The organism is Desulfocurvibacter africanus subsp. africanus DSM 2603 (assembly GCF_000422545.1).
Classification (GTDB): Bacteria; Desulfobacterota; Desulfovibrionia; order Desulfovibrionales; family Desulfovibrionaceae; genus Desulfocurvibacter; species Desulfocurvibacter africanus.
The window spans coordinates 71,608-83,910 of sequence record NZ_AULZ01000014.1; the positions used below are offsets into that span (position 1 = coordinate 71,608).

Below are 12,303 nucleotides of genomic sequence, written 5' to 3' on the forward strand. Positions count from 1 at the left end.
TCAACGCCGGAGCGGGCGTCTTAAAAGCGATCTGCTCTAGAAGAGCAATAATCATTTACGCAGACTGAAAACAGCTCATACGCCGGGAATATGTAGCAGAATGCAGCTTCGTGCCTTTCCTGAATACGCGGATGCAGATAAAAATACAAACCAGACTAAAACTGCAATTAACATGCAGTTCTCACTGATGGAAATGCCCAGCAAACCATAGAACAGCCTCCAGAGGGCTTGTCAAGCAGATGCCAAGCGCGGCTCAATGGCCATATTCAACATGGCGATCACTTACGGGCCCGGAACCGAGTTCCTGGGGTCCTTGGTGACCCCGGCATTTTGGCTGTCTCTGCGACACCTCTTGCCTGTCAGGCTACTGCTCTACGAGCCGCCGAAGTAGCCGCTTAGCGAAATGGACGAGCGATCTCAGCAATGATTTCCCCCAATCGCCGGAGGCATTTTCCTTTGCAGTCCGCATCGCATCAGTTCGCTCGCGACTTGCGCAAATCATTCAGCGAAGCGAGGATGCGCTCGGCGCGCTTGCCGCCCAGGCCGGGTATGGATTTGATCTCGTCCGGCGCGGCCGCGAGCATCGCATCCACCGAATCGAAGCGCTCCCAAAGCAAGCGGGCGGTCTTGGGGCCGATGCTCGGCAGGGACAGCAGCTCGCTCTGGAGCACCTGCCTGCGCCGCCCCTGGCGTTGACGCCCTAAGACATAGTTGTGGGCCGCATCGCGCAGCCGCTGCAGAAAGAGCAGCTCCGGGCTACCTGGCTTCAGCGGCAGAGGATTCTTGCGACCGGGGCGGAAGATAAGGTCCTCCAGTTCGCCGGCCCGGCGGCCAGCCTTGGCAATGGAGGCCAGCTCGAAGAGATTCGGCTGCCCTGCTTCGCCCAGCGCGCGCTCCACTGCCGCGAGTTGTCCCCGGCCGCCGTCGATGAGCACCAGATCGGGCCAAGGCTCTCCCGATTCCACACGTCGCTTGGCCCAGGAAGCAAGAGCCAGATAGTCGTCGGCTGTGCCTTCCAGCTCCGGCAGAGAATAGGTGCGGTAGGCGTCTTTGAGTGGCTCGCCGTCCATATAGACTATCTGCCCCACGCGCATGCCTTCGCCTCCCAGGTGCGAGACATCCACGCACTCGATGCGCCGGGGCTCGACAGCCAGCCCGAGTTTGCGGCCAAGCAACTCGGTCATGGGCTGGCGCTCGGCCGAACGGATGGACTCCAGTGCATTGCGCTTGGCCGTGTCTATGAGCTCCTTCTCGGCCAGGCTGCGCGGCTCGGCCAGGATCACTAGCCCGCCCCGCCGTTCCACCAGGAGCTGCACCACGCCGTCTTCCTCTTCCGAAGGCGGGAAGGGCATGACGATTCGCGAAGGGATAAAGCGCGCCGGCGTATAGTATTGAGCCAGGAAGCTGGCTACCACCTCCGGCCCATCCTCTAGTTCCATGCCTGAGAAAAAGAAGGACTTGTGGCCCAGGAGCCGCCCCTGCCGGATGAACAGCAGCCCCAGCGAAAGGCCGCTGCCCGTCGGAGCCAGGGCCATGACGTCCATGTCGCGTTCTTCGGGCAGAACCACGGTCTGGCGCTCCACGGTGCGCCGCACCGCGGCGGCCTGATCGCGCAGCACGGCCGCGCGCTCGAAGTCCAAGTTATCCGACGCCGCGCGCATCTCAGCCTCGAGGTTGGCCATCAGTTCGCCTGAACGGCCCGACAGCAGCATCTCTACCTGCATTACCAGGCGACGGTACTCTCCCTTGTCCACTTCATTCACGCATGGACCGAGACAGCGGCCGATGTGGTAGTTGAGGCACGGGCGCACGCGGTTGGCGAAGACATGGTCGCCGCACTTGCGCAGCGGAAAGACCTTGTTGATGACCTTCCAGGTCTCGCGCGCGGCCACGGACGAAGTAAACGGCCCGTAATAAATCGAGCCGTCCCTGGTCACTTTGCGGGTCATGACCAGGCGCGGGAATTCCTTGTGCCTGTCCAAGCGGAACAGGACATACTGCTTGTCGTCGCGCAGAAGCACATTGTAGCGCGGCCGATGCTTCTTGATGAGGCTCTCCTCCAGCAGCAGAGCCTCTTTCTCCGTGGCGGTGATAAGCGTGTCGATGCGCTCGATCCTGGCCACCAGTGACTGCGTCTTGGGCGTGAGCCCAGAGCTGGACCGGAAATAAGACGCAAGCCGCTTGCGCAGACACTTGGCCTTGCCAACGTACAAGATGCGGCCCTGGGCGTTCTTCATGAGATAGACGCCGGGCTCTTGGCTGAAAGCCTTGGATTCGAAAGTGAACATGTTACTCGTCTTGGCCCGCTTCGGCTTAATAAATGTCCGGCCGCATGGCGGTCGGGAGTGCGTTGTTGTTGCTATAATCCTTGCGGAGCAAAAGGGAATCCCTGTCCGAGTGGTTCAATTTATTGTACGGTAAAAAAAATTATACCCAGCGCCAAAAAGGTGAACTTTCCCGTTGCCAGCTCTTTTTTAAAGCGCTAGAACACTCCCGTATCCTTTAGGATATGCGTGTCGGAATGGGTTGCCTCTGTTTTTGCCAATAACGCAACAGAAAGAAGGAAGACACCATGAAACGCATCGTGACCCTTGTGGCCGCCGCCGCCCTGATCATGGGCCTGGCCGCCACCGCGTCCGCCGAGCTGGCCGTCAAGGCCGCCGGCGCCTGGCGCGTGCACGGCAACGTGCTGAGCAACTTCGGCGACTTCGACGACGATACCTCCAGCACCGGCGCTGACACCTTCACGGTCCAGCACCGCGCTCGCACGCAGCTCCGCTTCGTGTACAACGAGAACGTCATGGCCGAGCTGTACACCCAGTACGGCAACGTGACTTGGGGCCAGGGCGCTGCCGCGTACGGCGCGACCTCTTCCGCCGCTGGTAGCTCCCTCAACATCAAGCGCGCCTTCATCCAGTTCCGCTGGCCCGACACCGACGTGCTGATCACCGCCGGTGAGCAGGACGTGACCTTCCCCAGCTCCGGCGCGTTCAGCAACATGGTCCAGGGCGGCGATGACGGCTCGGCCATTGCCGTGTCCACGCCCATCACCGACATGCTCGGCCTGACCGTGGCCTACACCCGCCTGGCCGAGGTTGCCACCCCGACCTCGGGCAACGACTTCGACGCCTTCCTGGCCGCCGTGCCCGTGACCCTGGACGGCATGAAGCTCGCGCCCTGGTTCTCCTACGCCATGGCCGGCGAGAACTCCGGCTTCAACACCGACACCGATAACGCCAATGTCTGGTGGGCTGGCGTTGGCTTCAACATGGACATGCTTGATCCCATCGTGATCTACGCCGACTTCATGTACGGCTCCGCCGACGAAGGCTACGTGAACGGCAGCGACTCCGACGGCTGGTTGATCGACGCCATGGTCGAGTTCAAGGGCCTGGACTTCGCCGTACTGCAGGGCTTCGGCGCCTACAGCTCCAACAATGACGACGGCGACGGCGCCATGCCTTACATCGACTCCGACTTCACTGTCGGCGGCACGCTGATCAACGGCTCTTCCTTCACCACGGACCTCGGCCCCGCCACTCCCGGCTTCTGGCTCATCGGCGCCGCTGCCCGCCAGATCACCTTCGTCGAGAAGCTGTCCCACGACGTGATCGCCCTGTACGCCAAGGGCACGGCCGACTCCTCGGGTGATGCCGACGGCGATGGCGTTGCCGACAACGCTGGCTTCATTGGCGCTGCCCCGCTGACCGCCGATGACAGCTACTGGGAAGTGGACTTCAACACCCGCTACCAGATCTACGAGAGCCTGGCCGCCATCGTCGAGCTGACCTACGCCGACTACGACCTGGATGCCGGCGACACCGATCCGCTCATGAAGGCTGCCTTCGGCTTCCTGTACAAGTTCTAAGCCTGAAAGCCTTACCCGACACGCTTGGCCGGAAACCTTCGGGTTCCGGCCTTTTTTGTGACAAAACACTCTTTTGCCTTGCGCATCGGCATTGCCTCACTGACGGCACATCGCCCAGTACCCCGTATGAGAATACGAAAGATCTATTTGGTATAAAAAATTATACTCAGCGCCAAATATTTGTATTTTCCTATTGTCAACAGGCTTGAAGAAGTCTAGAAAACATCTTTATATCGTTACATTGGCATTGTCGGATGGGTTTGCCTTTAGCATTTGTCAAAAATCGCAAATAAAGGAAGACACCATGAAACGCTTCGTGACCCTCGTGGCCGCCGCCGCCCTGATCATGGGCCTGGCCGCCACCGCGTCCGCCGAGCTGGCCGTCAAGGCCGCCGGCGCCTGGCGCGTGCACGGCAACGTGCTGCAGAACTTCGGCGACTTCGACGACGATACCTCCAGCACCGGCGCTGACACCTTCACGGTTCAGCACCGCGCCCGCACGCAGCTCCGCTTCGCGTACAACGAGAACGTCATGGCCGAGCTGTACACCCAGTACGGCAACGTGACTTGGGGCCAGGGAGCTGCCGCGTACGGCGCGACCTCTTCCGCCGCCGGTAGCGCCCTCCTCGTCAAGCGCGCCTTCATCCAGTTCCGTTGGCCCGACAGCGACGTGCTGATCAGCGCCGGCGAGCAGGACATCACCTTCCCCAGCTCCGGCGCGTTCAGCAACATGGTCCTGGGTGGCGATGACGGCTCGGCCATTGCCGTGTCCACACCCATCACCGACATGATCGGCCTGACCGTTGCCTATGCCCGCCTGGCCGAGGTTGCCGCCCCGACCTCCGGCAACGACGCCGACGCATTCTTGGCCGCCGTGCCCTTGTCCCTGGACGGCATGACCATCGCGCCCTGGTTCTCCTATGGCATCATCGGCCAGAATTCCGGTCTGAATTCTGATGACGAGACCGCCAATGTCTGGTGGGCTGGCGCTGGCTTCAACATGGACATGCTCGATCCCATCGTGATCTACGCTGACTTCGTCTACGGCTCCGCCGACGACGGTTTTGGCGGCCTCGACGACGGCACCAGCGGCTGGTTGGCTGACGCCATGGTCGAATTCAAGGGCCTGGACTTCGCCGTGCTGCAGGGCTTCGGCGCCTACAGCTCCCAGAACGACGACGGCGACGGCGCCATGCCCATCATCCAGTCTGACTGGGGCATCGGCGGAACGCTCATCTGGGGCTCCGCGTTCACCACGGACATCTCCGCCGCCACCCCCGGCTTCTGGCTGGCCGGCGTAGCCGCTCGCCAGATCACCTTCATTGAGAAGCTATCGCATGACGTGATCGCCCTGTACGCCCAAGGCACGGCCGACTCCTCGGGTGATGCCGATGGCGATGGTGTTGCTGATAACGCTGGCGTCGCCCCTGTGGCTCTCACCGCCGACGACAGCTACTGGGAAGTGGACTTCAACACCCGCTACCAGATCTACGAGAGCCTGGCCGCCATCGTCGAGTTGGCCTACGCCGACTACGACCTGGATACCGGCGACACCGATCCGCTCATGAAGGCCGCTTTCGGCTTCCAGTACAACTTCTAAGCTGTACTGCCCCGCCCTTCCGACATGCCGGGCCGGAACCTTCGGGTTCCGGCCTTTCTCTTTTTCATAATTTACAGGAAAGCTCACCCACATGCTGCCCAGCAGTTGCTCTAGCCGTCCAAGCGCCACGCCACACCTCGCTTTGCGGTGTAGCGCAACCTGAGGACATAATGAGGAGTTTTATATAGTCAGTTAAGGTCAGCAAGGCATCTCAGGAGCGAAAACGCGAACTCCACCAGGGCTGGGACTCCCCTGGCCGGAAACATGGCTGCATTCGCTCCCAACACGCTGAAATGATATCTTGCCATCGGGGCCGGCAATACTCTTTAGTCGTCTTTTTTCTTCGATCTCGGATGGGCCGCATCATAAGCGCGGGTGATCTGGGCCAGATTGAGGTGAGTGTAACGCTGGGTGGTAGTCAAGCGCTTATGGCCGAGCAGCTCTTGAACGCTGCGCAGGTCCGCGCCGGATTGAAGCAGGTGCGAAGCGAAGCTGTGGCGCAGGGTGTGCGGACTGATGGATTGGGGCAAGCCGGCCAGCCCGGCCATGTGCTCCACGATGCGCGCGGCCTGCCGGCGGTTGAGGCGGCCGCCCCGGCTGCCCAGGAACAAGGCCCGCTCCTGAGGCTCCACCGGAAAAGCGTGGCGCTGGACAAGATAGGCCTTGAGTCTGCGCACCGAGGCGTCGCTGAGCGGCACGATGCGCTCCTTGCGACCCTTGCCCATGACCCGCAGGATACCCGAGCCCGGATCGATATCGTCCACGTTCAAATCCAGTGCTTCGCTGATGCGCAGCCCGGAGCCGTAGAGCAGTTCGGCCAAGGCCAGGTCGCGCAAGCCCTCGGGCCCAGCCGAAACCTGAGCCTCCATGACAGCCAATGCCTGATCCACGTTTAGCGACTTGGGATGGCGCTTGTCCTGCTTGGGATTGCCGACGCCAGCCATGGGGTTGCCGGTGGCCAGCCCGCTCTTGCGCAGGTAACGAAATAAGGTGCGCAGGGAGGACAGCTTGCGCGACATGGAGGACTTGCGCACACCCATGCGATGCAGTTCGGCCAGGAACGAGCGCACGTCGTCGCGGTCCACGCCCTCGGGTTCGGCCAGGCTTCTGTCCCGCCGGGACAGAAAGCGCTCGAACTGCTCAACGTCCCGGCCATAGGCCTGCACTGTGGCCGGCGAGTAACCCTTCTCCACGTCCAAATGCACGAGAAAAGCCAGACAGGAGTCCGGAAGTTCGAACTCAGGGATAGGCCCGACGGTCGACGACATATCCGCTTTTTCCATTCTGCTTGGCCAGAGTCTTGAGCGCCGAAGCCGCGGCCGAAGCCTGGCCATAGTGCTTGAGCCGACCGCCAAAGTTGTGCGTCACGCCGATGGATACGGTCATTATGGGATAGTCGCGTTCATTGCCGCTACGGTCCTTGGAGCGGATGCCACCAGCCAACCTGTCCTTCTCGTCGTAAAAGCTCGGGATGATGGCATCGAACGAGCTTATGATGCTGCGGCAGGTGGCTTCGGCATATGTACAAGGAGTGATGAAGACGAAATCATCGCCGCCCACGTGGCCCAAGAAACTCTGTTTGGCCGGCGCGCCACGAACTGAATTGACCAGCAAGCGGGAGGTCATCATGAGCACTTCATCCCCGCGAGAGAAACCATATCTATCATTGAAGGACTTGAAAAAATCGAGATCCACATAGCCCACGGCGAATTCCTCGCCGCACTCGATGCCGCGCTGAATACGCCGGATGATGCTCGTGTTACCTGGCAGGCGGGTCAAAGGATTGGCATCGAAAGAGCGCTTGCCCCGCTGCAGGGCGAGCATGATGCGCAAGCGGGCAAGCTCGGCTTCGCAGGGCAAAACCAGAAAATCGTCTATTTCCAGTTCGCGGAAATCGACCCCCTCAAATGCTTCCGCCCTGGCAAGCAGCAGTACCACGGGTATTTGCCTGTAGACGTTTTCGCCCTTGACGAGCCGGGCCAGTTCAATGCCCGAAATATCCGGGATGCGATTGTCTATGAGGAAAAGCTCTGGAGGTTCCAGCAGCAGCTTCTCCACGGACTTGCGTCCTTCACTGAAAGTCTGCCACTCGGCCTGACTTCCTGGCCAAAGCCCTTTGAGCATCCGCTCCAGGCCAGCGTCGGCAGTGATCAGATGGAACTTGCCTACCCAAGAATCCGCGCACGTGGCAGTCATATGCTCTTCCAGACGGCAGGGGGACAAGGCCATTTCACCGCACCTCTGGCGCTAAAGAGAAAATGAGGGAACAAGCGAATGCTTAGCGAAGAAATCTTCTATAATAAGGCCGAAATCCTGGGTCGTCAGGCCCAGAATATCCAATGCTTTCGGCTCAAGGTAAGGCACGAGGTCCTTGCCCTCCGACCCGCCATCCAGGACATGCACGATGAAGTCGGCTAGATGCACGACGCTGGCGAACTTGGGATAGTTGCGCGCCAAGTGCGGCTTATGATGATGGCTCAGACCTTCCTCAAGGCTTGGCGGAAGATTCCAATGCTTTGCCAACCAAGCATTGACGCGATCATGCCCAAAGCCGAGCATCTCCTTTTCAGCCAACAGCGGGTGTGTGTCATCCTGGGCTATCTTATCGTCGATGGCCGCCTGCAAGTCCGGAAGCTGCAGGGCGATTACCAGCTTGCCAAGATCATGCAGCAACCCGGCCACGGAATATTCGTCGGGGTCCTTTAAGCCGGCCCTGCGTGCGATACAACCCGCGGCCAAGGCGCAGCCAACGCTGTGAGTCCATAAACGTGTCATGGACTGGGCCATGATTTCGAGCACCGAAGTGCTGATGACAATACCCCGGATGACATTGAAGCCCAGCAGCACCAAGGCGTGGTGAATGGAGCCGATACGTCCGGGGAAGCCGTAGATGGGCGAATTGACCATCTTGAGCACCTTGGCCGAAAGCACCTGATCGTAGGCGATGATCTTGGCGATCTGCTCCGTGGAGGTCGTTGGATCCTCGACCAGCGCCACGACTTCATCGAGAACCGAGGGCAAGGTGGGCAGATCCCTGATGGCTAGGATTCGCCCCTTACGGAGCCGTAGATCCGAATGGGCCATATCAGGCTCCCTTGTCAGCGGTCTCGGCGTTTTCTGAGGGCCGAGTCTCGCCTATGGAGCTGCGCAAGAGAAAATAATTCTTCAGATGACTTTTAACCTCTTCCATCCAGGCGTCGCCGGAGTGCTTACGAAAAAGATGGTCCAATCTGGCGGCTCGATCACTCCATATGCATTGGCAAGGGGCTTGGCAGCCAATCTCCGTAGAAACGACGACAACGGAGTCAATGCCCATCTCCTTTAGCCTGGACAACAAAAACTCGTTGAGCTCGCAGCCTTGGCCGACGACAACCATGCCGCTCGCCCTGCACACGGGCTCCGCGAGGAGCATGCCTGCTTTTGCCACCGAAAGCGGTATCTTATGCATTCCTATCCGCCGAGGCTTATGCACTGTTCAAAAAAGCTGAGCAGATTCAGCTGCCCTTTCTGCTATAATACATGCCCGGCCACTGTCGAACAAGTCCTTTCAGCTCCAGTGCCAACAGTATACCGCTTAAAGTGCCGCTGGCCAAGCCTGTTGTCCTGCCCAAGACATCTATATGCGTTCTGGCATCCGCGGCGAGCACGAGCAGTACCGCGTTTTCCTCTGGGGCAAGATCGTCGATTTGTATGTGGCGTCCATTTTCTAGTTGAACATTTGCATTCAAAGATATCGGAATGCGTGCCTCCTCACGCCGGCCTCCATCTGACTGCATGATAATCGGTGCATGGTCTTTGACGTCAAGCTGTGCGTCCCCATTTACGACGGAACTGAGTGCGGAGCGCAACTCATAATCCAGCGTGGCGATAATCTCTACAGCACTGGTCACCAACTGCGCGCCCTGGCGAATGAGCGCATGGCATCCGCCGTAAGTCGCCTGCGTAACGGGGCCAGGCAGGGCAAAGACCTCGCGGCCCTGGTCCAGCGCAAGTTTGGCGGTGATGAGGCTGCCGCTTTTCTCCGCAGCCTCGGCCACGAGCACACCCAAGGACAGACCGCTGATGATCCTGTTACGTACTGGAAAGTTTTGCGGCTCTGGAATGGTGAGCGGTGGAAACTCCGTGACAATGAGTCCCCGAGTCCGAAGCTCCTCCCATATATCCGTGTTAGCTTCAGGGTAGATTCGGTCAAGGCCGGTGCCAAGCACGGCAACGGAGGAGCCAATGGCGGAGAGGCCAGCCAGGTGAGCCTGGCGATCAATGCCCATGGCCAAGCCCGAGACAATGGTGATGCCTGCCCTGGACAACTCCTCGCCCATGGCGCGTGCAGCCTTGAGACCGTACTCGGAACATTGCCGCGAGCCCACCAGGGCAAGGCTCGGCGTGTTCATGAGCGCAACATCGCCCAGATAGTAAAGGTAAAGCGGCGGGTCAGGAATAGTCTTGAGCAGGCGTGGGAATTGCGGATCACTCCAGGTCACATAACGCAGCCCGCGCTCGCGGACCAGGCCGTATTCCTGCTCGGCGGCCTTGAGCCAAGCCTTTGACAGAAAAGATGCGGATACCGTGCTGCGCGTCAGTCGCAGTCCCGGCCAAGCCCCGGCACTGCGCGCCGCATCCGTAAGCGTCGGAAAGGCCTCGGCGATCCGCTTCCACGTACGAGGCCCAAGTCCGGGAGTATGGCGCAAGGCCAAGGCCGCCCGGTACTCGTCATGCAGAGCCTGCTGCGCGACAGCACTCTCCGCTCCCTGTCCATCCGCAGTCTGTCGATTGCTCATGGCGGTTCAGACATATCCGGCCTCGAGCCCATGCCCTCGCATACGCCGGACATCAGCCCTCGAGCTGCTTGAGTTTCGTGCGCGCCAACTCGGCCGAATTGGAATCTGGATAAGTCTTCAGCAAATTCTTGAAAACAAGGCGCGCGTTCTGCGTGTCACCGAGCTGCTCGTAGGAATAGCCGATCTTGAGCGCTGCGTCGGATGCCTTGGAATGCACCGGGAAGCGCCGCATGACGTCCTTGAAGGTTAGTATGGCCAGGGAGTAGCGTTTCTGGCTGTAATACGTTTCACCAAGCCAGTACAGGGCATTGGGCGTAAGATTTGATGTGGGAAAATCCACCAGGAATTCATTGAGCAGTGTGCGAGCCGCCTCGGGCTTTTTATCCCATACGAGCGCCAGCGCTTTGTCATAACGCGCCTTCTGTGCCGGGGTTAAACCCTTGGTTCCGGCATCCACCATCGTCGTCCCGGAAGCAGCCACAAGTACTGCTCCAGGAGACAGAGGCTGCTCCGCAAGCGTCATTTCCATGACGACCGGGCTTTCGATTGCGGTGGTCAACGCAGGAAGGTCGAGGCTTTGCACCATATCCCCTTCGGTGAACCTCGGCCGGTCCTGGCTCGCTTCCGATGAAGGGTTCGCTGAGGCCAGAGAAGCCCTGAAAGCATTCACCGTGGCCGTCACACGTCCGTCTGGAGGCGGCACAGTGGCCGTCACTGTAGGCACGACGCATATCGTGAAGATCGTCAGCAAAATTAATAGGCAGATGGAGTATCGTCTCATGTTCTCCTCGCTGGCGCCTGTCCACGGCCTCGGCAAGCAGCCTGGTCAGTCCGGACAATTCAAAAACTGGATGCTTGCTGAGCTTATTACAAGCATCATGCCAGCCAGGCCATTTTCGATCAGTAAGGCCGCTCAGCTTGCGAGCATGCTCGCGTTATGCTGGCATTGCGTTCTGCCTTGCATGCCAGCAAGAATTAAGGCAAAACGGCGAGGTTTCCAGCCCCGGTCCACTCTGGCGCATTGCCGCTTGCGTGCCTGGTTCCGAGGCCAATCCCATGTTGGAGGAGAAACACATGCCCCTTTCCGCCGACCTGACAACGTTAGCCTTGTGGGCCGCACTCGCAGCACTGGCTCTGCTGGCTTGGCTGTCGGCCCTTGGGTCACCCGTGTTGAGCGCCTCGGCCGAGATCCTGGCTGACGTGCGCAGCAAGGTCTTTTATCACAAGTTCGCCCAGCAAATGAGCAAAGCCGGTTTGATCTGGCTCCTGGTGGCCTTGCTCCTGACGGGCTTGGTAATGGCACTGCGAAAAGCCGAGACCAGCATGTTGCTCTCGTTCCTCAACGAGCAGCCGATGCTCTTACTGCCGCTGGTCATAGCCCTGGCCCTGCTGATCTCGTTTGCGTTGCTGCACGCCACGACTTGGCGCGGGTTGAAGGAATCCCGCGGCCTGCACAAGCTGCTGGGATTGCTGGCCGCCTTGGCCAGCCTGGCCTCGATCTGGTTTGCCCTTTCCCTGTGCAGGCTACTGGCTATCCAGAACCGGGCTGATCCAGCTATCGTGATCCAGGATCACTTCCTTATTCCAGCTACAGCGCCCTTCTGGCTCCTGTTGGGCTTGGTCGTGATGCTGGCCCTGGCCTGTGCCGGCGGCCTTGGACTTGCCTACACCGTCATGCGCCGCAACAAGGATGATTGGGGCAGGGATTACTACGGCTTCGCCCTTCGTCTTGGCGCCGGCTGGACACTGCTCAGCCTGGGATTGCAGGCCGGCTTCCTGGGGTGGCTGGCCAGTGTGCACTTGCTGGCCGGACTTGCCCTGGCGGCCGATCCGATCCTGCGCGCAGGCGTCATCATTACGGCTTCGGCCCTGCTCGTGGCCATGCTGGCCTATCTATTCGTGTGGCGGAGCGACACCCCGCTGCGCCATAAGCCGGTCATCGGCCTGGCCGTTCTGTTCCTGCTGCTTATGCTCGCGGGACTCTGCTTGGCTGGCTTTCAGTTCCTGGGGCAATAGCGTCAATTATCCGCAATAAAAAAAGGCCGGCCAGGACACAC

General features: G+C 60.0%; 9 protein-coding genes. 3 read left to right on the plus strand and 6 right to left on the minus strand.

Going from position 1 to position 12,303, the window contains the following annotated elements:
- Positions 1 to 473: 473 nt before the first annotated feature.
- Positions 474 to 2,288 (minus strand): excinuclease ABC subunit UvrC, encoded by a 1,815-nt coding sequence (uvrC, locus tag H585_RS0110890; RefSeq protein WP_027367832.1) that lies wholly within the window; start codon positions 2,286 to 2,288, stop codon positions 474 to 476.
- Between the two features lie 284 nt (positions 2,289 to 2,572).
- Here uvrC and H585_RS0110895 point away from each other — a divergent pair, with 284 nt between their 5' ends.
- Together H585_RS0110895 and H585_RS0110900 are read left to right on the plus strand one after the other, a co-directional pair.
- Entirely contained in the window at positions 2,573 to 3,868 is a 1,296-nt protein-coding gene (locus H585_RS0110895) for an outer membrane homotrimeric porin (protein ID WP_027367833.1), read from the plus strand.
- A gap of 304 nt (positions 3,869 to 4,172) precedes the next feature.
- Positions 4,173 to 5,468, plus strand: a complete 1,296-nt coding sequence (locus tag H585_RS0110900; RefSeq protein WP_027367834.1) for an outer membrane homotrimeric porin — start codon at positions 4,173 to 4,175, stop codon at positions 5,466 to 5,468.
- 326 nt (positions 5,469 to 5,794) lie between these two features.
- Here the strand turns inward: H585_RS0110900 and H585_RS0110905 are convergent, their stop codons facing one another.
- The 5 genes from H585_RS0110905 to ybgF form a co-directional block, all read right to left on the minus strand.
- Complete coding sequence (locus H585_RS0110905; RefSeq protein ID WP_027367835.1) at positions 5,795 to 6,736, minus strand: tyrosine recombinase XerC; 942 nt, start codon at positions 6,734 to 6,736, stop codon at positions 5,795 to 5,797.
- On the minus strand, positions 6,708 to 7,697 hold the full coding sequence (locus H585_RS0110910; RefSeq protein WP_027367836.1) for a diguanylate cyclase: 990 nt from the start codon (positions 7,695 to 7,697) through the stop codon (positions 6,708 to 6,710). The genes H585_RS0110905 and H585_RS0110910 overlap by 29 nt, the downstream gene beginning before the upstream one ends.
- A gap of 18 nt (positions 7,698 to 7,715) precedes the next feature.
- Positions 7,716 to 8,552 (minus strand): HDOD domain-containing protein, encoded by an 837-nt coding sequence (locus H585_RS0110915; RefSeq protein ID WP_027367837.1) that lies wholly within the window; start codon positions 8,550 to 8,552, stop codon positions 7,716 to 7,718.
- Between the two features lie 410 nt (positions 8,553 to 8,962).
- Positions 8,963 to 10,246, minus strand: a complete 1,284-nt coding sequence (gene dprA / locus H585_RS0110925; protein ID WP_027367838.1) for a DNA-processing protein DprA — start codon at positions 10,244 to 10,246, stop codon at positions 8,963 to 8,965.
- A gap of 52 nt (positions 10,247 to 10,298) precedes the next feature.
- On the minus strand, positions 10,299 to 10,997 hold the full coding sequence (gene ybgF, locus H585_RS0110930; protein ID WP_476728577.1) for a tol-pal system protein YbgF: 699 nt from the start codon (positions 10,995 to 10,997) through the stop codon (positions 10,299 to 10,301).
- Positions 10,998 to 11,320: 323 nt separating this feature from the next.
- On the opposite strand from ybgF, the gene H585_RS0110935 reads away from it, so the two are divergent.
- Positions 11,321 to 12,262 (plus strand): hypothetical protein, encoded by a 942-nt coding sequence (locus H585_RS0110935; protein WP_244432523.1) that lies wholly within the window; start codon positions 11,321 to 11,323, stop codon positions 12,260 to 12,262.
- Positions 12,263 to 12,303 lie beyond the last annotated feature (41 nt).